The following is a 23,879-nucleotide window of genomic DNA, read 5'->3' on the forward strand; positions in this document are numbered from 1 at the left end:
GTGATGATATATGGTTAAAAGAGACGCGTTTATTAAATCTGAAGGCTGCACTTTTCCGGGTTGTACCTATGTCGAAACGTTATTAAAACCTGTGTTCAATGATCAAAAAGAAAATTTGTTTGAGGCTATGATGGCATTGCATAAGGCTCATGTTGTCATGCTTAATGAAAATGATTTGCTTGCGAAAAAAGATACAAAAACCATTCTTTTAGGGCTCAAAGAGCTCAATAAGATGAATATGGATCAGTTAAAATATGATCCTGATTATGAAGACTTATTTTTCCTGGTAGAAGCTAAGCTCGGCAGTCTCATAGGGGATGAGCTTGCGGGAAAAATACATATTGCCCGCAGCCGTAATGATTTAGGTGAAGGGATGTATCGTTTTGTGATCAGAAACCACCTGTTATCACTCATTGCTGATACGAACCTTTTATGTGAGGCATTGCTTGAGCAGGCTGAAGAACATAGTGAGACAATCATGCCCGCCCATACCCATACACAGCCAGCTCAGCCAACAACCCTTGGCCATTATTTGACGGCTATTTTTGATAACGTGCAAGGTGACCTTGGCCGCTTATGGCATGCATATGAGACTGTGAATCAATCCCCTTTGGGAGCAGCGGCCATTACAACAACGAGCTTTTCAATAAGCAGGGAAAGATTGGCGGAGTTGTTGGGTTACAAGGGACTTGTGGAAAATTCATATAATGCCATCGCAACTGGTGATTATTTGCTCTCATCCGCTCAATCTATTATCAGTTTGATGGTGAATACCGGAAGATGGATTCAGGAGTTTCTCAGGTTTGCGAGCAAAGAAGTAGGTTTGTTAAAAGTTGCGGATCCATATGTTCAAATTTCGAGCATTATGCCGCAAAAAAGAAATCCAGTTTCCATTGAGCATTCCAGAGCACTGGCAAGCAGTTCAATGGGTGAGGCGATGACAGCTATTCAAATGCTCCATAATACACCTTATGGAGACATCGTTGACACAGAGGATGACATGCAGCCGCATCTTTATAATAGTTTCAAAAAAGCCTCACGGGTTATGCGGTTAATGCATGCTGTAATTAGAACAATGTCTATTGATCATGAACATGCAGCTAATGAAGCCAAGAAAAATTTGATTACGATTACAGAACTCGCGGATGTCTTAACGAGAGACCATGGCATGTCTTTCCGGATGGCCCACCAAAAGGCAAGTCAAATAGCTAAACTATCTTTGAAAAAGGATAAAGAACTATACGAATGGGAAGCCGAGGAGATTAATCACGTTCTTTCAGGTGTAAAGCTTACAGGAAAGGAGTGGCAGGCTATTGCGGATCCAAAAGTTTTCATTGAACGCCGCTCCATTTGCGGAGGTCCTTGTCCCTCGGAAGTAAGAAGAATGATTAACAACAGAAAGAAAGTCCTTAAACGGGAAGAAGAGAAATACCAGCAAGTCCAATGTGAGTTAAAGGCAGCAAATAATGAGTTGGAAAAACAGGTTAACATACTAATACAAAATTAAAGGAGAGGTGCAAGTGATTAAGAAAGCTCTTAATGTCATCTTAAGTTTCGTCTTCATTTTCTCCATGTTACCTCCAAACAATGATGCAAATGCGAGGGGTAAAACAGAGAAAGAGGACTCTGTCGATCTATGGGAAGCGGTACGCCCATTAACAACTACAGCAAGCTTTCTTAATACAGGTGCTCATCCCGATGATGAGCGGAGTCACCTTGACGCCTATTTGTCACGTGGCAAAGGCGTACAGACGGGATTGTCCCTCGCGACACGCGGCAAGGCAGGCCAGAATGAAATTGGCGATGAATTGGGCAATGGTCTCGCTATCATTCGAACACACGAACTAGAAAAGTCATCAGCATTATTAGGGGTCAACCTTTTCATCCTTAATCATGGATTTAATGATTCAATTTACGATTTTGGCTTCTCCAAGTCCCCAGAAGAAACACTTAAAAAGTGGGGCGGAGAAGAGGCTTATAAGCGTCTAATAAAAGTAATCCGGACATTCAAACCGGATATTGTAATGCCCTCTTTTCGGGACGTTGATACCCAGCATGGTCACCATCGGGCTGTGACCGAATTGACCTTAAAAGCATTTAAAGGGGCGGCTGATCCGGATGTATTCCCCGAACAGTTAAAGGATGGCTTAACAACTTGGCAAATTAAAAAGCTTTATTTGCCTTCAGAATCAGACAAAACAACAACGACACAAATACAAATCGGGATAAAGGATCCTATTTATGATATGACTTATCCGCAGCTTGGCGAGAAAGCGCGGTATTTTCACAAGTCCCAAGGCATGGGCCGTGATGTTGGCGATGGTCCCGAAACAGTCAACCTTCAGCTGGTCAAATCGGCGGTCGGGGCGATTCCGAACCATGAGTCAGGTATTTTCGATAGCCTTCCGTATAATTTCTCCGATTATGCCAAACAACTGAAAAAAGGCGGCCATGCTTTTAAAGGAAAGCTTAACCATTTACAGAAAGAACTCAATAGCATTTTAAAGGCCTATCCAAATGACGGCAAAGTATTTGATTTAAGTCATCAAACACTTAAGGATGTTAGAAAAATGAAAAGGCAATTAGCTCATTTCAAACCAATGGCTAAGGAAACTAGGGAAACGCTTCTTCATAAGCTCGATGTTAAGGAGCGGCAATTAGAAAAGGCGAGTTTTGTTGCATCGAGGCTTAAGGTTAATATTAATGTGAAAGACCCGAAACTGACAAAAGGTGATGCCACTAAGGTGGAAATAACCTATGCGAATAATGGCGAGAAGACCATTAAAAAGATTAAAACAAACCTTCTGATACCGAAAGAATGGCGGATCGAAGGGAAGCAGAAATCATTGACGCTTAAGCCTGGAGAAGAAACCAAGCGGGTTTACACTGTAAAAGTCCCGAAAAATGGCAAGCTCTATGACTTTTTTGCCAAGCCGTCGATTCAAGTGGAAATTAATTATCAGCATAAGCATGTCACATCTGCTTATACACTGACACCCAAAAAAAGAGTGGCTGTTTTACCAAAAGTTTCGGTAAAGGCGGATCCTGAAAACCTGGTCATTAACACGTCTGAGGTTAAGGACAGTGTAAATGTCAAAGTGAATGTTCATAAATATGCTGAGGGGAAAATGCGGACAAAGCTGTCACTAAAGCTGCCGTCAAGTGACTGGAAGCTCGATCACCCTGACCAAACTATAACCTTTGCTAAAGATGAAACGGACAAAACAGCCCAGTTTACGATTCATCCTCCCAAAAATATTGAAAAAGGCAAGTTTAACATCAAAGCGATTGCCAAAATTGATGGCATAAAATTGAATACAACAGTCCAAAACATAACGTATCCGCATATTGGAACAGATTATTATTTATATCCTGCAACAGTTGAAGGCGCAGCTTTTCCACTGAGCTATCCAAAAGATCTAAAGGTAGGTTATATTGACAGCGGATTTGATAAAGTAGCAGATGCCTTGTCAGATATCGGCATCAATATAACCAAACTAACCGAAGAAAACCTAAAATCGGGTGATTTGTCTAAGTACGATACGATTGTAACAGGTGTGCGCTCTTATTTATCGCGGGATGATTTGCTAAAGTATAATGGACGATTGTTGGATTATGTAAAAAATGGCGGTCATCTTGTTGTGCAGTATAACAAACCGGGAGACAATTGGAATCCTGATACATCGGCGCCATATCGTCTTGTCATCGGCCATCCTTCCATTGAATGGCGGGTCACCGATGAACATGCGAAAGTGAATATATTAAGGCCAAAATCGCCGCTTTTTAATAAACCAAATCAAATAACAGGTGAGGACTGGAGCGGTTGGGTTCAGGAGCGCGGTTTATATTTTCCTATGGAGTGGGATGACCATTTCAAGACGTATCTTAGCATGGCGGACCCTGGTGAAGACGCCTTCAACAGCGGAATCCTGATGGCTGATTACGGAAAAGGAACCTATCTCTATACGAACCTCGTCTGGTATAGAGAGATTCAAAATCAGGTTCCCGGCGGTTATCGCATTTTCACAAACCTGATTAGCTATCCTTTAACGAAGTAAAGAAAGCTGGGGCAGTGTATAAAAACATCCAAATGAGAGACCCTTATCACCAAGGAGGGTTTTGTTTGGAAAACAAAAAACCGAAGAAACAAAGTTATGAATCGGACGGCGTCATGAACCCAAATGATCCTAAGGCAAAAGCGGATGAAGTTAAGAAAAAGGAAGAAGCTAACATGTTCTTTAACGTCACGGAATCTAGCGAATAATATTTCTTATAAATGAAGGGACCTACTTGGTCTCTTTATTTAATTATCCAGAATTTTTTTGCCATTTAATATGGGAATAACGGGAGGACATGATAATATAAATAGAGAGTCATATAAAAGTTACATAATGGAGGGGAAAGCATGAAACGGTTTGACAGAAGAGTGGCAATTGTCACAGGGGCAAGCAAAGGCATAGGGAGAGCTGTTGCTGAAAACTTTGCTAAAGAAGGGGCTAAGGTGTGTCTCGTCGATATAAATGAACAGGTCCTTTCAAACACAGTGTCCGAACTAAAGGAACAAGGCTTTCAAGTATTCGGGCAAGTGGCGGACGTTGCAGACTCCGCCCAAGCAGACGCAGCGGTTGAGGCGGTGCTTAAGCAGTACAACAAGCTTGATATCCTTGTCAATAACGCCGGTGTTCTCCGTGATAATCTCTTATTTAAAATGACTGACAGCGACTGGGACACGGTCATGAATGTCCATTTGAAGGGTTCCTTTAATTTTTCCAGAGCAGCACAAAAAGCGATGGTAGAAAACAAGTTTGGAAGAATCATTAATACGTCCTCGACCTCAGCGCTTGGCAACAGGGGCCAGGCCAATTATTCTACAGCCAAAGCTGGGCTTCAGGGTTTAACGAAGACCATGGCGATCGAACTAGGTCGATTCGGGATTACAGTAAATGCTGTTGCTCCGGGGTTCATTGAAACGGACATGACAAAAGCCACAGCCGAAAGGATCGGCATATCCTTTGAAGATTTGATTGAACATAGTGTCGGCACCATCCAGGTTGGGAGAAGCGGAAAGCCAGGAGACATTGCCAACGCCGTGTTATTCTTTGCCATGGAGGAATCGTCATTTGTCAATGGACAGGTCCTCTATGTCGCGGGCGGACCAAAAGCATAAAAAGGGGGGAAACGCCATGTTTGAAGAAACGATAGGCAAACGATCCAAAAGGTGCATAAACGTTGTTGAAAGAGGGGCGGTGAAAAAATTCGCCGAAGCAATCGGTGATCCCCATCCCATTTATGTGGATCGGGATTACGGGCGGGCATCCAGATATAAAAACAATATCGCTCCGCCAACTTTTCCAAGAATTTTTGATTATGGGACAATTGAGGGGCTCAGGCTTCCTGAAGCAGGTCTCATCCATGGTTCGCAGGATTTTGAATACAATCGTCCGCTAATTGTTGGCGAGGAGATCGTCTGTTTTTCCAAGGTTGAAAATTATTATGAGAAATCCGGAACTAGCGGCACATTGGGATTCCTTGTCATAAAAAATTTCGGTGAAGACAGCGGGGACAATGTTATTTTTACCTCCACAACGGTCATCATCATAACCGAAGCGGTGCGAAAGGGGTTGAAAACATGAAGATAGCAGAATACCAAATTGGTCACACGTTGCCATCAGTTCAGCTTCCTCCTGTTTCCAGAATGGACCTAATTAAATATTCCGGTGCCTCGGGTGATTTTAACCCGATTCATACCATTGATGCTGAGGCTGAGAAGGCTGGACTTCCCGGCATCATTGCCCATGGGATGTGGACAATGGGGAATTTGAGCAAGCTTTTTACCTCATATCATGAGGAAGGTTTTATTAAAACATTTACAATTCGCTTCTCCGGTATGGTTTTCTTGGAAGATGTCATCACTCTGAAGGCTGAATTAAAGGAAAAAGTGAATGAATCCTCATTGTTCTCTGTCACAGCAGAAAATGGGCAAGGCCAAGCAGTCATTAAAGGGAATGTAAGCTTTCATTTATACCAAGATTAAATACTTTGGATGCTTATTGAAAGGATGACATGTATGCGAACAAAACTGCCTGCACAGATTGCCGATCAGATCACCTTGCCAGTGATTGCCGCGCCAATGTTTCTTGTCTCTAGCCCAGAACTAGTCATTGAGGGATGTAAATCAGGCATTATCGGTTCCTTTCCATTACTGAATGCTCGGACTACAGAGATCTTGGAAGACTGGATGAGGCAAATAACGAGTGAATTGGAAAAAGCCAAAAAGGATCTTCCTAAGAAGAAAATAGCTCCATGGGCGGTGAATCTTATTGTCCACAGGTCAAACCGCCGTTATGAAACCGATCTTGAACTCATTAAGTCATACAAACCTCCAATTGTGATTACATCATTAGGTGATCCCGCTCGGGTAGTTGATATTGTTCATGAATATGGCGGTCTGGTTTTCTCAGATGTCAGCAACCTCACCCATGCCAAAAAGGCTGCCGATAGGGGATCTGACGGTTTAATTCTAGTATCCAGCGGCGCAGGAGGCCATGCCGGAACAATCAACCCAATGGCCTTTGTGGCGGCGGTTCGGGAATTTTGGGATGGGACGATTATTCTGGCAGGTTCCATATCCAAAGGTCAAGACGTGCTTGCCTCGGAGGTTCTCGGGGCAGATCTTGCCTACATGGGCACGCGGTTTATTGCAGCCTCGGAAAGCATGGCTAAAGATGGATATAAGAACATGCTCATTGATGCTTCAGCAGAAGATATTATTTATACTGATGCTGTCAGCGGGGTAAATGCAAACTTTCTCATTCCAAGCATTTTGAATGCTGGACTTGACTTGCAAAAGCTTCGCAAAAAAGAAACGATCGATTTTTCTCATCTTGATGAAGCGAAAGCATGGAAGAACATATGGTCAGCGGGTCATGGTGTGGGATCAATAAAGCAAATCCAGCGAGTGACTGAGATCGTTAGGGATCTCAAGCGTGAGTATAGCGTGGCCAAGGAGTGCTTAAATGGTGAGGAGTCATTATAAAATTTAACTGGCAGCCTTAAGTGAGGCTGTCAGTTTTTTTTTTTTTTTGAAAGCGGCAAAACTTATCTAACAATATTTCTTTTGTTTTTGAAAAAATGTGCATAAACTATCCGCTTTTTGTTATTATAAAGGTAAATTATTGTGCTTAGGGGTTTGATTATGAAAAATGAAAAATTAAAAAAAGTGATTGAAGCAGCACGGCTCTATTATATGCTTGATTATAATCAAAATCAGATTGCAAAGACGCTTGGTGTATCGCGGCCTACGGTTTCCAGATTACTGCAAACAGCGAAAAGTGAAGGCATTGTCCAAATCACTATCGTCGACAAAACCGAAGATGATGAAACGTTATCCAAAGAACTTGAACAAAAGTTCAATTTGAAAAAAGCAATCGTCGTTTCTATCCCGCAATATGAGGATCACTATTTAAAGAATCATTTAGGCGAAAAAGCAGCCGGTTTTTTAGCAGAAATCGTCAAGGATGGTGATGCCCTAGGGGTAACCTGGGGAACAACACTTTATCATGTAGCGGTTGAGCTTAAACGAACATACGTCAAGGACGTTAAAGTCGTTCAATTAAAGGGCGGAAGCAGCCATTCTGAGACTAACACCTATGCCTCTGAAATCCTCTACCTTTTTGGAAAGGCTTTCAATTCATCGCCGCTCAACCTGCCGCTTCCTGCTATTGTCGATCATGTGGTAGTCAAACAAGCGATGGAGGCGGACCGGCATATCCGCAAGATATTGGATGCTGGCAAGCAAACAAATATTGCCATATTCACATGCGGACCGATAAAATCCGAATCGCTTCTGTTCCAGCTCGGTTATTTTACTGAAGAGGATTGGCAAATGATATCTACAAAGGCAGCAGGGGATATTTGCTCACGGTTTTTCGATAAAGAAGGTAAAATTTGCAATCCAAGCTTAAATGAAAGAACTCTAGGCATTGAACTTGAAGAACTGAAGAAGAAAGAGTACTCGATTCTGGTGGCTGGAGGACCGCAAAAAGTCAACGCCATTCATGGTGCGTTAAAAGGCGATTATGCCAATGTCCTTATTACCGACCAATTTACGGCACGGGTTTTATTGGAACGTGATTAGTTAGGGATAAAAATGGAGGATCTTGTCACACTATTCAATGACAGTTCAATGGTATGTTTTACTATTGTTCAATATGCAATTTACATTTGTTCATTTAAGTGTTATATTAACTATGCTACTTCTTAGGTTTAGACATGACGATTAGTTTAAATGAAAGCGTTCACCAATATGAAAGCTCGTACTATAAGTAATGGGGGGAATAGCAATGCGAATGGTTGATTTAATTGAAAAAAAGCGTAATGGTGAAGAATTAAATAAATCGGAAATTCAATTCATTATTGAAGGCTATACCAATGGGGATGTTCCCGATTATCAAATGTCCGCATTTGCCATGGCCGTCTTCTTCCAAGATATGACTCACGATGAAAGAGTAACTCTGACGGAAGCGATGGTTCAGTCCGGTGATCAGATTGACCTAGCAGACATACAAGGCGTTAAAGTGGATAAGCACAGTACCGGAGGAGTCGGTGACACCACAACGCTCGTTTTGGCTCCTCTCGTTGCATCCGTGGGTGTCCCTGTCGCAAAAATGTCAGGGAGAGGGCTTGGCCATACCGGCGGAACGATTGATAAATTAGAATCTGTTCCCGGTTTTCACGTTGAAATTTCGAACGATGATTTTATTAAATTAGTCAATACGAACAAAGTTGCAGTCATTGGGCAAAGCGCGAACCTGACCCCAGCTGACAAGAAATTATATGCTCTGCGGGACGTAACGGGAACTGTGGACTCGATTCCGCTGATTGCAAGCTCCATTATGAGCAAGAAAATCGCAGCCGGCGCGGATGCGATTGTATTAGATGTTAAAACCGGCAACGGGGCTTTTATGAAGGATCTTGATGATGCAAAAGCCTTAGCCGAAGCAATGGTCGGGATCGGTAATGGCGTCGGCCGTAACACCAAGGCTATCATTTCTGATATGAGCCAGCCTCTCGGGTTCGCTGTCGGCAACGCTCTTGAGGTCAAAGAAGCCATTGATACATTAAAAGGCGAAGGTCCTAAAGACTTGCATGAACTTTGTCTCACTCTAGGCAGCCATATGGTTATGCTCGCCGGCAAAGCGCAGGATCAAACCGAAGCGCGGAACATGTTAGAGGAAACGATGAGAAACGGCAAAGCGCTTGAGACGTTCAAAACATTTCTTGCATCACAAGGCGGAGATGCTTCTGTCGTCGATGAACCGTCCAAACTGCCAACCGCTCAATACACCATCGACGTTCAAGCAAAACATGACGGCTATGTGTCAGAAATCATCGCTGATAAAATTGGCATCGCGGCAATGAACCTTGGTGCAGGAAGAGCGACCAAAGAATCAAAAATTGATTTGGCTGTTGGTCTGGTTCTCCGCAAAAAAGTCGGAGATGCTGTTAAAGCGGGAGAGCCTCTTGTCACCATTCACAGCAATACCAATAATGTGGACGATGTGATGGCTCAGGTGCATGAAGCTTATAAGGTTGTAGATGAAAAAGTTGGCGCACCAACATTGATTTATACGGAAATTCATTAATTTTTTTGATAATCATTGAAAGGACGGATACCATATGACAACGAATTTAGCTGGAATGATAGACCATACATTATTGAAAGCTGACGCGACGAAAGAGCAGATTGTAACATTAGCCGAGGAGGCAAAGACATACAGCTTTGCCTCAGTTTGTATTAATCCGACATGGGTTAAAACTGCTGCAGAAATATTAAATGATACACCCGAGGTTAAGGTTTGTACGGTAATTGGTTTTCCGCTTGGGGCAACAACATCAAAGGTTAAAGCCTTTGAAACAACTAATGCCATAGAGAACGGAGCGACCGAAGTGGATATGGTCATCAACATGGGTGCCTTGAAGGCAAGGCAATATGATGTGGTTGAAAAAGACATCCGGGCTGTCGTTGATGCTGCTGAGGGCAAAGCTTTGACGAAGGTCATTATTGAAACTTGCCTGTTAACCGATGAGGAAAAGGTTAAAGCTTGTGAACTAGCGGTGAGTGCCGGAGCGGATTTTGTCAAAACATCAACAGGCTTTTCTACTGGCGGCGCAACTGCCGAGGATGTTGCTTTAATGCGAAAAACCGTCGGATCGAACGTCGGTGTAAAAGCGTCCGGCGGTGTTAGAAGCCTTGAGGATGCCGAAGCGGTTATCGAAGCCGGTGCAACACGGATCGGCGCAAGCGCTGGTGTGTCCATTATTAAAGGTCAAACATCAACATCGGATTATTAATCTCTAAGGGTCTTAAAATGTAGGCAGGTTGGTTTCGGCATGGCCGGAACAAACCTGATTAAAATCCTATTGAATGGAGAAGATCATATGGACAACAAGAAGTTAATTGATGAGGCAATCAGAGCAAGAAAGCAAGCATATACACCCTATTCAAAATTTCAAGTAGGGGCAGCGGTTCTAACAAAGGATCAAAACACTTTTCTCGGCTGCAATATAGAAAACGCATCTTACGGATTAGCGAATTGTGCTGAAAGAACGGCAATTTTCAAGGCTGTATCAGAAGGAAAAAGAGAGATAGAGGCTATCGCTGTCGTAGCTGATACAGATGGACCGGTTTCACCGTGCGGAGCCTGCCGGCAAGTTATGGCGGAATTTTGTGATAAGGACACCAAGATTATATTAGCTAATTTGAATGGTGATACTTATGAAACAACGATCGACGGTATACTCCCCGGCTATTTTAAATCAAAGGATATGGATCGTTAATAGGCTGGGTTTTGTAAGCGAATTCAGATATGGAATTAAGTGTGCATCTTAGAGCGTGTCACACTATAAGTGGAGGAAGCTATGAAATATATTATTGCAATTATAGGCCTTCTGATTGTATTGGGACTAGCGTTACTTGCGAGTAACAATCGGAGGGAAGTTAAATATAAGCCGATCATTTTGATGATCATTATACAATTAATTTTATCAGCCATTTTATTGAATACTAAATTTGGATTGGTATTAATTAAGGGCATTGCCGATGTCTTCAACAAGCTGCTTGAATACGCCGGTGAAGGTGTCGGATTTGTTTTTGGCGGCATAGCAAACAACGGCCAAGCGCCATTTTTCTTAAATGTCCTATTGCCGATCGTATTCATTTCGGTTCTCATTGGTATTTTCCAATGGCTTAAGATTTTGCCATTAATTATGCGCGGCATCGGCTGGGTATTAAGTAAGGTTAACGGCATGGGGAAGCTGGAATCTTATAACGGGATTGCTTCCGCTATGGTCGGACAATCAGAGGTGTTTATCACTGTAAAAAAGCAGCTCGGTAAATTACCGGCTAATAGGCTGTACACACTTTGCGCATCAGCCATGTCGACTGTTTCAATGTCAATCGTCGGTGCTTATATGACAATGCTGGAACCAAAATATGTCGTAACAGCTCTTGTGCTTAACCTTTTTGGCGGCTTTATCATTTCATCAATCGTCAACCCGTATACCGTTGAACCGGACGAGGATATTTTATCTGTGGATGAAGAAGAAAAGCAATCCTTCTTCGAAATGCTCGGGGAATATATCATGGACGGGTTCAAAGTGGCCATCATTGTCGGTGCTATGTTGATCGGGTTTGTTGCTCTAATGGCAGCCATTAATAACGTCTTTGATCTGATTTTCGGCATCACCTTCCAGCAAATTCTTGGTTATATCTTTGCACCGGTCGCTTTCATCATGGGTGTCCCATGGGCTGATGCCGTTCGCGCCGGAGGCATCATGGCAACCAAGCTTGTCACCAATGAATTCGTCGCCATGATTGATTTGACAAAAATAGACTCCAGTTTCAGCGAACGGACTCTCGGAATTATTTCAGTATTCCTCGTCTCCTTCGCCAACTTCTCATCCATTGGAATTATCGCCGGAGCAGTCAAAGGCTTAAGCGAAAAACAAGGTAACACCGTTGCGCGCTTTGGCTTGAAATTGCTTTATGGGGCGACCCTGGTCAGCGTTTTATCCGCGATCATCGTCAGCTTCGTTTTATAGAATTGGTATCAAACCACTCCCGCCAAGCTGGGAGTGGTTTTTTGGGTGCTTGGGGGCTGACGTAGGGACAGAGCCGAGATGTTTATTTTCCTTTGGAGGTTATGCGTCGTTCTGGACGTGATATGCGTCTTTATTTCGATATACGCGTCCTCGTTCGGGAAATATGCGTCCTAATTTTGATATATACGTCGACCTATGATGTTTTTGCGTCTTCAGGAGATTATGCGTCGTTCTGGACGTGATATGCGTCTTTATTTCGATATACGCGTCCTTGTTCGGGAGATATGCGTCCTAATTTTGATATATGCGTCGACCTATGATGTTTTTGCGTCTTCAGGAGATTATGCGTCGTTCTGGACGTGATATGCGTCTTTATTTCGATATACGCGTCCTCGTTCGGGAGATATGCGTCCTAATTTTGATATATACGTCGACCTAAGTTGTTTGTACGTCCTCTGTATGTTAATAATCATTCTCTCAGAATATTTATCAACTAAATGATTCCCACCATTTGGATTTGGGATGTGGGAGATGATATACCCTTCCTTTGCCGGATCCAGTAAAAGGAAGGTTCATTGATTTTAATAATTTATAAGCAATATTACGCGAAGATATAGACAGAAAATCACAACATTGTTGGTTGGTTATCGTGCCATGAATAAGTAGATAATCCATAATGGCTTGCTCGTGGGCATTTTTGGAGGTTGCTTGACAACGGGGGCAAACCCAATTACGGAACTCCCGATCCATTGGAATCCGTCCACATTCAGGACAAATGACACCACCAATGATGTCCTTGCCTGCAAGGCCGTATAAAGCTAAGGGGTCAGGCTGCCATGGGTTATGATCCTTTATAAGCTTTGTTGACATTTTATTAACACATTCAGTGTCAATCATGCACCGGTGATGTTTTTCTTCTAACTCTTGAATTCGATCGAGGAAATTCTCCGCTAGGATGACTTTAGTTAGAATATGTTTATTTTCAGGGTCTGTTTTAAGGATAACTTTGGGGTGGCTCATAACAACCGTGGTTTCAATAGGCATAATGGGGAAACCGTTTTTCTTCACCCAGTGTTTGTATTGGAGCAGTTGCCTATTGACTTGTGCTAAGGGATTTGCGAAGCGTTTTTCGGACCCTCCACTTATTCGTATCATTTGGTTAAAATGTTTATCAAAATAGATGGTTCCGGAATGATTTTTCACCTCAATAATGTGAATAAAAAAAGGGGAAAGAAGCAAAATATCCATTTGGTAAAACAGCCCAATATCATTGTTTAAACGGATTCCTCTAAGGATGTAGTACCGGCTATCTTTTAAAAGGTTTAAGTAATAGGTCATCGATTTTTCACCGCTATACCCTGACCGATAATAAGTTAATTCCTCTTCAATTTTCAACTTTAAGGGATGCCCTTTAGGCAATCTTCTAAAAATCGCCTCAAGACACAAGATAATTACTGGAATGGAAAACTCTTTAACAATCAATCGCAAACACCTGCCTTTATGGAATTTAATATGTCATTCCATATAAACCCTGTATTTCCTGCATACAAAGTTTGGTTTTTTATGTTTTTTCTATTTTATCGGAAGAGGGTTTTTCCAGGGGGAAGGTTAAGCGCTTTGCCCCTCTTTTTTGAATTGATTAAACTGGGCTTCTACCTTTTGGAAAGTTTTGTTGCAAAGAAAGTAGATCAAATATGCAGAAAGGCTTCCAACTATAAATAAAGTAATAGGGACGGTGTAGACAATAACCATACTAATAAGCAAAATTAATATAGAAGGCAGTGTCACAAATGGCTGACTAACTGATAATAGAAATGAATTTCTTATAACGGCAGTCCATTTTACATTGTAATTAACAATGACCGGAAATATATAGACAGAAGTGCATAATGATAAGAAGCCAATAAGAGAAAGAAGGGAAAGAGTGATTACTTTAAAAGGATTGTCCATTAAAGAGGTAATATTAAAATTTAAGATCAATAGCAAAGTGAAAATGAACGCAATAACCCCAATCAGCAGACTTTGAATAAAATTTTCTTTGAATAGGGTGAAAAAGCAGTTAAATAATTTGACATGTTCGCCTTTTATCCACTTTCTTACAACACCAAACATAGCAATTGTAGCCGGAAAAATAGTGATTATTGGGATACACATGATTAACCAAAGCAAATTAAGAAGAAAGAAATTACTAAACTTATCTAGAAAGTTATACAAGCCGCCTTCTATGCTAAAAATTTTCATTACACTGCCTCCTTTATATCAACTGTAACTGTATCTATTTTATCAAACATAAAGTGAATGGGCCAACAATTAATTGATAATTTAAAATAGTCTTGACCCGGTACAATATAAAGACGTTCATACAATAGTAGAAGGGGTAAATGGCGATGCCAATAGGTCGGAACATATATTGCTTGGGAAGTAAATAGCAACAATTGGTGGGGAGATGGAGAAATCAAATTCTATCGCGATGGGGATTCCGCTTGCGAAATGGTAATCCTAACGTATAACAAAAATGTCACGAGATATATTAACAATAGGGTAAAGCACGAACGGAGGTCAATGATGAATAAGGTCTTCTTCATATTAATGGTCATCGGTGTGCCGCTTTCGGTTATCGGCGGGTTTTTTGATTGGAATTTCATACTCATGTTTTTCATCTATTGCATGACGATCATCAGTTTGGCCAACTACATACGACGATCAACAGAATGTCTTGCTGTTGTAGTAGGCGAAACGGCAGGCGGGCTGTTGAATGCGACGTTTGGCAATGCAGCGGAAATTATCATTGCCTTTTTCGCCCTGCGGGAAGGACTTAACACCGTTGTCATTTCTTCTATAACTGGTATGGTCCTTGTTAATCTCCTTTTTGCCGGTGGCTTGTCGATGCTGATTGGCGGCCTTCGTTTTAAAAAACAAGAGTTTGACGTCTTCAAGGCACGGCATAACACCGGCCTATTAATGTTTGGGATCGTTGTCACCTTCGTCTTGCCATTTATTTTTGTCAGCCGCATTGATAAAACGGATATAAAAATCTTATCAACCGCCTTTGCTATTGTTATGCTTATCATTTACTTGCTTGCATTATTTTTTAAGCTCGTTACCCATAAAAGTGTCTTTACAGGAAAAAAAGGTGAGGATGGCGAAGAAGAAGAGCCTGAATGGGGCAAGTGGAAGGCGATGATCATCCTGGGGCTCGCAACCGTTGTCCTTGCTTATGTCAGCGAAAAGCTCGTTGGCACCATTGAGCCAGTTGGCAACACGCTCGGCTGGAGTGATGTGTTTATCGGCATTATTGTTGTGGCGGTCGTTGGCAGTGCGGCGGAATACGTGTCGTCCATTTCAATGGCTTATAAAAATCGCATGGATGTGATGCTGGAAATTTCGATCGGGTCCACCGTCCAGACGGCAATGTTTGTTGCTCCGATTCTTGTGCTCGTTTCTTGGTTCTTTAACTTTTTGCCGCTAGTCTTTAATACATCGGAGCTTGTCGCCATGATCCTTGCCGCGTTCATGACCGTCACCATTGTCAACGATGGCGACTCAAACTGGTTCGAAGGCGCCCTCCTTGTCGGTACATACATCGCCATGGGATTTGGGTTTTATCTTCTATGATGATGACTTGATGCACCTCTACAAACTTGGAAAGGTGTTGTAAGAATATTTATAGACAACCAAAAGGTATATACCGCTTTATTGTCGAAATATCATACATCCGATAATAAAACTGGGGTGATGATATGGGATACACACTTGTTAAAAACGGGACACTGATCGATGGGTCTGGCGGGGAGACTATTTCGAATGCGGCGGTGTTAATAAAGGACAACCTTATTGAAGCGGTCGGCAAGTTGAACGAAATTAAGCAACCCAATGCTGATATTGACATTGTGGACGCCGAAAATGGTTTTATACTTCCAGGATTGTTCGATACCCATGTTCATATGATGATGGAAGCAACTGATATCAGTAAGAGCTTGACGACACCTTTTTCTTTGAATTTTTATCAGGCAATAAATTACATGAAACGGACGATTGATACAGGAATTACATCCGTTCGTGATGCTGGTTTTACGGATTTTGGTGTGAAAGAGGCAGTGGAAAAAGGACTGATTCTAGGGCCGCGGTTGCAGATTAGTATTAATCCTTTAACAACAACAGGCGGGCATGGAGACTCCTGGATGCGTTCAGGCATTGATGTCACTCGTGTCACTTATCCGGGGATGCCGAGCGGCCTTTGTGACGGGCCTGAGCAAGTGCGCCAAAAGGTAAGAGAAATGTTAAGAGCCGGGGCTGATATTGTTAAAGTGCACGCTACCGGGGGAGTGACAAGTCCAACTGACCATCCTGAATTCACTCAGTTTTCACAAGAGGAATTGGAGATTATGGTTCAAGAAGCAAGCTTCAGGCGCGGGGTAAAAGTGATGGCACATGCGCAAGGAGCCGAAGGGATCAAAAATGCTGTCCGTGCCGGCATCCATTCCATTGAACATGGGATTTTTCTAGACGATGAAGCGATCGAATTAATGCTTGAGCATGGCACTTATCTCGTACCGACACTGCTAGCTCCTGTTGCCGTGCTGGAAGCTGGCGAAAAAAGCAGCGACATGCCGGAATACGCGGTGCAAAAGGCTAAGGAATCAGTTGATATCCATCGTGAAAGCATTGCTAAAGCTCACAAATCTGGGGTCAAGATTGCCATGGGAACAGATGCCGGCGTGATGCCGCATGGCACTAACCTTCGCGAACTTGACTTGATGTGCAAGATCGGCATGACACCGATGGAGGCCTTGGCTGCAGCAACAAAGGTTGCCTCCGAGTGTCTAGGGTGGGAAGATCATCTTGGCACAGTTGAGGCAGGCAAACTGGCCGACCTTGTCATAACCAAAACCAATCCGATTGCAGATATCAGTTCATTGGAAGACACCAATAACATCGTGAAGGTCTTTAAGGAAGGACAAATCAAGAAGGATTTAAGTCGGGCCGCTGACAAGACCGCAGTATTGTAGGACAGCAACTCTAATAGGGGATGTGATTGGAAAAGGGGAAACCGAGGAAAATTCATATCATTGGATCGGTTGGAAGCGGGAAGTCAACATTAGCAAGGATGCTGTCAAAAAGATAATCACTACATCTGGCGCCTATATAAAACAGCGGTGGAATTAAATTGGCGTCCGTGCAAATAAGTAAAGGCAACAGAAAAGGACATTTTGTAATGTCCTTTTCTGTTGTCGCAGAATCAATTCTCCTCCCAACTAACTGGGTGCTTGTTGAGTTGTGGTTTAAAGCCAAGCTCCTTTGCTGCGGCAAAAATAAACTCTTTTCTGAAAAAGTAGCTTCTATGGTAGGTGATCTTGTTATTCTCAACTTCTTGGTACTGGATATCATGAATCAACGGACCGTCTAGCTCATCGGCAAAGACAACAATGACATGCTTGCCCCAGAGCATGTATTCTTCTGCTCGGTTTCCTGGAATACCATATTGATAAGAGACTGTACTCGTCTACGATCCTGTCAAATTCTTGCTTTAATTCCCTTGATTTTTCAACAAAAGCAGTTGATTTCTGGTTAGACGTTTTCATAAAATCCCCCTCGCTGTATTCATCATGTACAACGATTAACCTACACAAAATTATATGGTATTCTGAAAATCTTTTTAATAAAATTCATACACTTTAGCAAAATTTGAGTATTGAGTTTTCGCTAAATTATTTAGTATAATTTAACCTAACTAAATTAGTTAGGTGGGTTATGAATGACGAAAAATAAAATTAAAGAAGTTGCCTGCAAGCAATTGGCGGAAAGTGGCTATGAACGTGCAACCCTATCGAGCATTGCCAAAGAGGTTGGGATCAAAACACCGTCCATTTACGCATTTTATAAAAATAAAGAAGATCTGTTTATGGCAGTCTATAAAGATTTGTTGGAAGATTATTATTTTTATATAACAAATTCTGTTCAGAACATAACGGATGGAACGGTAAAAGAAAAGCTTTATCAAATCATAAAGGAGTTATGCCATTATCATTTAAGTCAACCAGAAAAAACGGCTTCATATACGAAGCTTGCTTTCGTTCTTCCTCCGACCTTAAACGATGATGTGAGAGAAACGTTTAGTGAGATGGAGGTAGTTCTTTCGGAATTGCTGAGGGATATTTTTTCGAAAGGCATTGAACAGGAAGTTTTAAAAAACCAACCTGTTGATGATTTAATCGCTTCATTTCTATGTTTGATGGATGGTATTTTTTTAGAATTGATCTATTATCAAGAAGCAAAATTTAAAAGGCGTGTCGAACAAACTTGGAGCATCTATTGGAACGGAATTTGTAAAAAACTAGACGAATAGGGGGCATCACCATGAAAGGGGAAAAAGTTGTTTCAGATTACGCACGAGAGGCGGTACCGAAGGAGCTGCAAAGATCGTGGTTTTCGATGTTTTCGGTATTAATAGCCATTGGCGTTGACTTATCTTCCGTTATCTTAGGCGCAGAACTAGCGAAAGGGATGCCGTTAAATCAAGCGATTTTATCGGTTAGTATCGGATCGTTTCTTTTGGCAATTTTATGTACTATCTGTGCTCTTGTTGGTTCTTCTACCAACCTTTCTACATCAATGATTACAAAGTATGTTTTTGGAAAATATGGCGCAAAGGTATTTTCCGTTGTTCTCGGTATTTCTTTGCTTGGGTGGTTTGGCGTGCAAGTAGGCTTTTTTGCAAATAATGCCCACACAGTTTTACAAGATGCCTTTCACTTAACAATTAGCGTAAAAGTCCTTTCGTTAATTGGCGGATTACTAATGATGACGACATCTATTTTTGGATACCGGGCAATTGAGAAATTGAGTGTCTGGTCTGTGCCGCTTTTATTAGGATTAATGTTGGTTACATTATTCTTAACGTTAAAAGGTCACTCTTTATCCGTTAATGTTCCGAATGCCGGAGGATTTACGTTTGGCAGTGCGATTTCACTTGTCATTAGTATTTTTATTGTAGGAGCAACGACGCAGCCGGATATCACGCGCTGGGCAAAAAGCAAGAAAGATGCGATCATAGCTACATTTTTCGGTATTTTTATTGGCAATAGCTTTATGATTATCCTTGCCATATTAATGTCAAAGGCAATGGGCACCGAAGATATGATGAAGATTTTTATTGCATTAGGGTTGGCGGTTCCAGGAATATTGGTGTTGACGCTCGCACAATGGACGACGAATACAACGAATTTGTATTCTTCTTCACTGGGTTTTTCATTGATTTTTACGAAAATTTCAAAAGAGTGGCTAACCGTTATTTTGGGACTAATCGCTACAAGCTTAGCGGTTCTCGGTATTTATGATCAATTTATTTCATTTTTAAATATTTTGGCGATCGTGATTGCTCCTATTGGCGGCATTTATGTAGCGGAATACTTTTTTGTAAAACAAGAGTTTCAACGCTTTATCAATAAGTTAGAGGCGAAGAAAGCCGTGCCCCGTTCCATTATCGCCTGGATGGTAGGCATGTTAATTACTTTTTCCACAACTGAACCGCCAACAGGCTTAGGACTATTTTCACTTACAGGCATCTCATCACTGGATGGATTTTTAATAGGATTAATTGTTCAAACCTTGTTAGGAAAATTGTTTAGCCAAAAGAATTCTTTTCAACAAGTTAATGTCAATCGGGAAAAAGAGGAGTTTAAGAAATGAGATACATTGATGAACAAGCCATTGAAAAAATCGCATTAGGTGCCGCTGTCTTAGGTACGGGTGGCGGCGGTGACCCTTATATTGGCAAATTAATGGCAAAGGAAGCGATTCGAAAATATGGACATGTGACGTTAATTTCATTAGATGAACTAAGGGATGACCACTTGGTAGCACCGGTATCAGGTATGGGTGCCCCTACCGTAACGATTGAAAAAATACCTTCAGAGCATGAAGTGACAGCTCCACTGGAGACATTGGAAAAGGTAACAGGAAGAAAAGTGGATGCGGTCATGCCGATTGAAGTAGGCGGGATCAACTCTTTATTTCCGATTATTGCAGCTGCGAAAAAAGGATTGCCAATATTAGACGCAGACGCGATGGGGCGTGCTTTTCCGGAAGCACAAATGGTGACGTTTCATCTAGATGGCTTTGAACCATCACCAGTTACAATGGCGGATGATAAAGGCAATGCTGTCGTGCTTTATCCAAAGGATGGCGTTTGGTCTGAAAGATTAGCACGGGTGCTCACCATTGAAATGGGGGGAAGCTCATCAGTTTGTGATTATAATTTGCTAGGTATGGATGTTAAAACGTCCGTCATCCCAGATACACTTTCCTTGGCAGAACGAATTGGTGAGTATTTATTAGATAATCAAGTAAAAGAACAACTAAGAATCAATAAAATGTTAGAAGAATTAAAAGGACATCGTCTATTTGAAGGGAAAATTGTGGATATTGAACGCAGGCTTAGCGGCGGTTTTACGAGAGGAACGGCAACGTTTGAGGGAATCCGCGATTCTTATGGAAGAACATTTACGCTTTATTTTCAAAATGAACATCTTGTCGCGAAGGAAGCCGAGCAATTATTATGTACGACACCTGATTTAATTGCTGTATTAGATATAGAGACTGGTTTTCCGATTACAACGGAACGAATGAAATATGGTGCGCGTGTCGTAGTTGTTGCTTTTCCTTGTCATGATAAATGGAGAACGCCAAAAGGGATTGAGACAGCAGGACCACGCTATTTTGGCTATGATTTTGACTACCAACCGGTTGGGGAGCTACTGAAGGAGAGATAAATAATGTATCGATTAGGAATAGATGTTGGCGGGACTAATACAGATGCCGCTTTACTGGATGACCAATTATCAGTCATTCATACTGTAAAAGTACAGACTACAAAAGATGTGGAGAGCGGCATTTTTAATGCTATTAAAAAAGTAGTCGAGGAAAGCAAGATTGATAGACGCAGCATTAAATACGCGATGCTTGGAACGACCCATTGTACAAATGCGATTGTGGAGCGAAAGCGCCTAAATAAAGTCGGTGTGATCCGCATTGGGAAGCCTGCGACCACTTCCATCCCTTTATTTACTGATTGGCCAGAGGACTTACGAGAAAAAATTGAGGCAGCTTCTACTATTATTTCAGGTGGCTATGAATTTGACGGCCGATTAATTAGTGAGTTAAAAAAAGAAGAAGTGTTGGATTTCTGTAGAGAGTCAAAGGGGAATGTGGAGAGTGTCGCGATATCAGGTGTGTTTGCTCCAGTTAATAAGGAACAAGAACAAATCGTTGCAGAATGGGTCAAGGATGAGCTTGGCGATATACCTATTTCCCTTTCTCATGAAATTGGCAGCATCGGTTTATTGGAACGGGAAAATGCGACGATTTTAAATGCGGCATTAATGACAACAGGCCAATTGATTGTGAATGGATTCGCTAAGGCATTAAGGGAACTCGACATTGAAGCGGAGTTGTTCTTTAGTCAAAATGACGGCACGCTAATGAATGACGTCTATGCGCTTCGTTATCCGATATTAACGATGGGATGCGGACCGACAAACTCCATTAGAGGATCGGCTCGTTTATCGGGAGTTCAAGACGCGATGGTACTTGATGCCGGTGGAACAACAACCGATATAGGCGTCTTATCAAATGGATTTCCAAGGCAGTCGTCATTATCTGTGAACATTGGCGGTGTGAATACAAACTTCCGCATGCCTGATATTTTATCAATCGGTTTGGGTGGCGGGACATGTATTCGTGAATCGAACCAATTAATTACAGTTGGTCCCGATAGTGTCGGCTATGAAATAACGCAAAAAGCAATTCTTTTCGGAGGAGATGAACTTACGGCTTCCGACGTCGTAACTCGATTAGGACAAGCATTTGAGGGTCACGAAGAACAAGTTGCACATTTACCGATCGATTTCTGTCAGCAGGTGTATGAAAAAATGACGGAGATGCTTGAAGATGCGATTGATCAAATGAAAACGAGCTCAAAAGAAGTATCGTTAATTTTATCAGGCGGAGGAAGTGTTATTGTTGCCGATTCGCTAAAAGGAGTTTCGAATGTTATTCGTCCTGATCATTATGATGCTGCAAATGCGATAGGTGCTGCTCTTGGGCAAGTTAGTGGAGAAATAGAAAGAATTTATAGTTTAACCAAGTTGAGCCGAGAGGATGCCATCCGGGACGCCAAAAAACTTGCTACAGAAGAAGCAATGAAGGCAGGAGCGGATGAGAGCACTGTGTCAATAGTATCTGTCGAAGATATTCCACTTGCTTATTTGCCGGGTAACGCTTTATTTATCAGGATTAAGGCGGTTGGTGACCTTGTAAGTTAATTCAGGATTTAACATTGGTGTTTTCGTAACATATGAAGGAGAGGCTGCTCATAAGTGCCATTATTGTCTTATGAGACAGGCTCTTTTTGTTTCTATATTTTACTTTTAAAATGGCTGGATAGTCATTTATCAAATTTCAATAAAAATATATATTTAACTTTTGGGTAAATCCATTCCAATCAAAGAAGGGTATAGGCCGGTTTGAATCGAATGACTTAACCGAAAGCCTGTAAGGAGAGGAAGAACAATGGATACATATTATGCAGTCATTTTCAGAACAGAACAGGGTTCAGTTGGATATGAAAATATATCAAAAAATGGATTAATTAGTAGGTTCTCAGCCTGGATTTATTGATGTCGAGAGTGTAAGGAACAGCGCAGGTTATGGCATTACCATTTCTTATTGGGAGTCCTTAGATGTAGAATAACGCCGTATTTGGGTAAAAGTAAAAAAGTTACTGGGAATCGAAATTCTTACAGATATTCTTCCGATTTAGCATTTCCTAACGATTAAAAATTATTATCCTTATTTGAAGGGAAATGAAGTTATTTGGCGAATTATTTATATAAGAACAATTGTTCGTAACGAAAATGTCATATAAAGAAAACTCGCCGATTGGCGAGCCTTTGGCGAAGACAGAGGCGTAGTTGCACTTATGTGCGTCAGAAAGTTATACTTTCTGATTAATCAAAAAACTAACCCTGCTTTTCAGCAGGGAATTAAGTTTAATGGTCAGCCTTTTCAAGGGCAAGTTTTACGCCGAATCCTATTAGTACAGTGCCTGATATTCCTTGTATGAATTTTTGTGTACGCGGTTTTTTCATAAAAGCGCTAATCTGATTAATTAAAAAGACATAAAGCAAAAACCAGATGGCTGTCAATATGGCATAAGTCAATCCCATGACAAGAAATTGGAGAAAAGTGCTGCTACCTGTGTCAACAAACTGTGGCAAGAACGTTAAGAAAAAGACAGCGACTTTAGGATTTAAAATGTTTGTCAGAAAGCCTTGGCGAAAACAAGATGGTTGCTGACCGACACCTTTGGGCTTTGTATCATCAGCTGCATGTCTTTCATTTTTCATTAATGACAATAGAGCTTTAATACCCAGAAAAATTAAGTAAAGGGCACCAATATATTTAAACCTGAAATATTCATAGTCTAATGTCGATGTCCCAAGAAATTGGGTTATATCAGGGTTTTCAATGCCATAACTTTCACCTAAAAAATGAAAGGGTTAAAACGTGAAAAAGAGCCCTAGCTTTGGTAATGTCATAGTTGTCGAGACCAAAACATACCAAAGGAGGCTCTTATTATGACTAGTGTAACTGACCAAGCTATGGAATTCAATAAACGTGTCAAAATAAATTTTGACGGCGGCGATCTAACCAGCGAATCAGGCCTATTGTTGTACAAAGAATTTGATGAAAAAATGGGCCTAAGTGACTTGATAAGA

At 41.6% G+C, this 23,879-nt stretch carries 21 protein-coding genes and 2 pseudogenes; 19 read left to right on the forward strand and 4 right to left on the reverse strand.

The genetic code is table 11. The features are described from left to right. The first annotated feature begins 10 nt into the window (after nt 1–10). The 12 genes from argH to EV207_RS04260 all read left to right on the forward strand — a co-directional run bounded on the left by argH (nt 11) and on the right by EV207_RS04260 (nt 12,102). On the forward strand, nt 11–1,507 hold the full coding sequence (gene argH, locus EV207_RS04210) for an argininosuccinate lyase (RefSeq protein WP_132743957.1): 1,497 nt from the start codon (nt 11–13) through the stop codon (nt 1,505–1,507). Between the two features lie 13 nt (nt 1,508–1,520). Continuing rightward, nucleotides 1,521–4,058 (forward strand): PIG-L family deacetylase, encoded by a 2,538-nt coding sequence (locus tag EV207_RS04215; protein ID WP_243646936.1) that lies wholly within the window; start codon nt 1,521–1,523, stop codon nt 4,056–4,058. A 65-nt stretch (nt 4,059–4,123) separates the two neighbouring features. Continuing rightward, the gene (locus tag EV207_RS22940) at nt 4,124–4,264 is read left to right on the forward strand and encodes a hypothetical protein (protein WP_165886829.1); all 141 of its coding nucleotides are present in this window, start codon (nt 4,124–4,126) and stop codon (nt 4,262–4,264) included. Between the two features lie 141 nt (nt 4,265–4,405). Beyond that, nucleotides 4,406–5,167: an SDR family NAD(P)-dependent oxidoreductase gene (locus EV207_RS04220; protein ID WP_132743959.1), complete on the forward strand. Its 762-nt coding sequence runs from the start codon at nt 4,406–4,408 to the stop codon at nt 5,165–5,167. A 16-nt stretch (nt 5,168–5,183) separates the two neighbouring features. Further along, entirely contained in the window at nt 5,184–5,633 is a 450-nt protein-coding gene (locus EV207_RS04225) for a MaoC family dehydratase N-terminal domain-containing protein (RefSeq protein ID WP_132743961.1), read from the forward strand. Beyond that, nucleotides 5,630–6,034, forward strand: a complete 405-nt coding sequence (locus tag EV207_RS04230; protein ID WP_132743963.1) for a MaoC/PaaZ C-terminal domain-containing protein — start codon at nt 5,630–5,632, stop codon at nt 6,032–6,034. Before EV207_RS04225 ends, EV207_RS04230 begins: the two co-directional genes overlap by 4 nt. 33 nt (nt 6,035–6,067) lie before the next feature. Then, nucleotides 6,068–7,036, forward strand: a complete 969-nt coding sequence (locus EV207_RS04235) for an NAD(P)H-dependent flavin oxidoreductase (RefSeq protein ID WP_132743965.1) — start codon at nt 6,068–6,070, stop codon at nt 7,034–7,036. A 159-nt stretch (nt 7,037–7,195) separates the two neighbouring features. Continuing rightward, nucleotides 7,196–8,137, forward strand: a complete 942-nt coding sequence (locus tag EV207_RS04240) for a sugar-binding transcriptional regulator (protein ID WP_132743967.1) — start codon at nt 7,196–7,198, stop codon at nt 8,135–8,137. A gap of 205 nt (nt 8,138–8,342) precedes the next feature. Then, nucleotides 8,343–9,644: a pyrimidine-nucleoside phosphorylase gene (locus EV207_RS04245; protein WP_132743969.1), complete on the forward strand. Its 1,302-nt coding sequence runs from the start codon at nt 8,343–8,345 to the stop codon at nt 9,642–9,644. A gap of 34 nt (nt 9,645–9,678) precedes the next feature. Beyond that, nucleotides 9,679–10,353: a deoxyribose-phosphate aldolase gene (deoC, locus tag EV207_RS04250; protein WP_132743971.1), complete on the forward strand. Its 675-nt coding sequence runs from the start codon at nt 9,679–9,681 to the stop codon at nt 10,351–10,353. Nucleotides 10,354–10,440: 87 nt separating this feature from the next. After that, nucleotides 10,441–10,839, forward strand: coding sequence for a cytidine deaminase (locus EV207_RS04255; protein ID WP_132744023.1), 399 nt, complete (start codon nt 10,441–10,443; stop codon nt 10,837–10,839). Nucleotides 10,840–10,920: 81 nt separating this feature from the next. Further along, complete coding sequence (locus tag EV207_RS04260) at nt 10,921–12,102, forward strand: NupC/NupG family nucleoside CNT transporter (protein ID WP_132743973.1); 1,182 nt, start codon at nt 10,921–10,923, stop codon at nt 12,100–12,102. A 489-nt stretch (nt 12,103–12,591) separates the two neighbouring features. On the opposite strand, the gene EV207_RS04265 is transcribed toward EV207_RS04260, so the two are convergent. Both EV207_RS04265 and EV207_RS04270 read right to left on the reverse strand, forming a co-directional pair. Then, nucleotides 12,592–13,584 carry a nuclease-related domain-containing protein gene (locus EV207_RS04265; protein WP_132743975.1) on the reverse strand — a complete coding sequence of 331 codons (993 nt, stop codon included), beginning with the start codon at nt 13,582–13,584 and terminating at the stop codon, nt 12,592–12,594. Nucleotides 13,585–13,710: 126 nt separating this feature from the next. Next, nucleotides 13,711–14,343 carry a YesL family protein gene (locus EV207_RS04270; RefSeq protein WP_132743977.1) on the reverse strand — a complete coding sequence of 211 codons (633 nt, stop codon included), beginning with the start codon at nt 14,341–14,343 and terminating at the stop codon, nt 13,711–13,713. A 324-nt stretch (nt 14,344–14,667) separates the two neighbouring features. Here EV207_RS04270 and cax point away from each other — a divergent pair, with 324 nt between their 5' ends. Then, a complete protein-coding gene (gene cax / locus EV207_RS04275; RefSeq protein ID WP_132744025.1) occupies nt 14,668–15,717 on the forward strand; it encodes a calcium/proton exchanger in 1,050 nt (349 codons plus the stop codon). 125 nt (nt 15,718–15,842) lie between these two features. After that, on the forward strand, nt 15,843–17,111 hold the full coding sequence (locus EV207_RS04280; RefSeq protein ID WP_132743979.1) for a metal-dependent hydrolase family protein: 1,269 nt from the start codon (nt 15,843–15,845) through the stop codon (nt 17,109–17,111). 230 nt (nt 17,112–17,341) lie between these two features. On the opposite strand, the gene EV207_RS04290 is transcribed toward EV207_RS04280, so the two are convergent. Beyond that, the gene (locus EV207_RS04290; protein WP_132743981.1) at nt 17,342–17,551 is read right to left on the reverse strand and encodes a hypothetical protein; all 210 of its coding nucleotides are present in this window, start codon (nt 17,549–17,551) and stop codon (nt 17,342–17,344) included. A 306-nt stretch (nt 17,552–17,857) separates the two neighbouring features. Here EV207_RS04290 and EV207_RS04295 point away from each other — a divergent pair, with 306 nt between their 5' ends. The 5 genes and pseudogenes from EV207_RS04295 to EV207_RS23865 form a co-directional block, all read left to right on the forward strand. Beyond that, nucleotides 17,858–18,448, forward strand: a complete 591-nt coding sequence (locus EV207_RS04295; RefSeq protein ID WP_132743983.1) for a TetR/AcrR family transcriptional regulator — start codon at nt 17,858–17,860, stop codon at nt 18,446–18,448. An 11-nt stretch (nt 18,449–18,459) separates the two neighbouring features. Then, complete coding sequence (locus EV207_RS04300) at nt 18,460–19,791, forward strand: cytosine permease (protein WP_132743985.1); 1,332 nt, start codon at nt 18,460–18,462, stop codon at nt 19,789–19,791. Next, a complete protein-coding gene (locus tag EV207_RS04305; protein WP_132743987.1) occupies nt 19,788–20,873 on the forward strand; it encodes a DUF917 domain-containing protein in 1,086 nt (361 codons plus the stop codon). Before EV207_RS04300 ends, EV207_RS04305 begins: the two co-directional genes overlap by 4 nt. Nucleotides 20,874–20,876: 3 nt before the next feature. Continuing rightward, nucleotides 20,877–22,424 carry a hydantoinase/oxoprolinase family protein gene (locus EV207_RS04310; protein WP_207902914.1) on the forward strand — a complete coding sequence of 516 codons (1,548 nt, stop codon included), beginning with the start codon at nt 20,877–20,879 and terminating at the stop codon, nt 22,422–22,424. 326 nt (nt 22,425–22,750) lie between these two features. After that, nucleotides 22,751–22,843: pseudogene (locus tag EV207_RS23865) on the forward strand (antibiotic biosynthesis monooxygenase family protein); the annotation flags it as partial. A gap of 307 nt (nt 22,844–23,150) precedes the next feature. Here the strand turns inward: EV207_RS23865 and EV207_RS04315 are convergent. Then, a pseudogene (locus EV207_RS04315) lies at nt 23,151–23,567 on the reverse strand (LysE family translocator); the annotation flags it as partial. Between the last annotated feature and the right edge of the window lie 312 nt (nt 23,568–23,879).

It is taken from the genome of Scopulibacillus darangshiensis (assembly GCF_004341035.1).
GTDB lineage: Bacteria > Bacillota > Bacilli > Bacillales > Sporolactobacillaceae > Scopulibacillus > Scopulibacillus darangshiensis.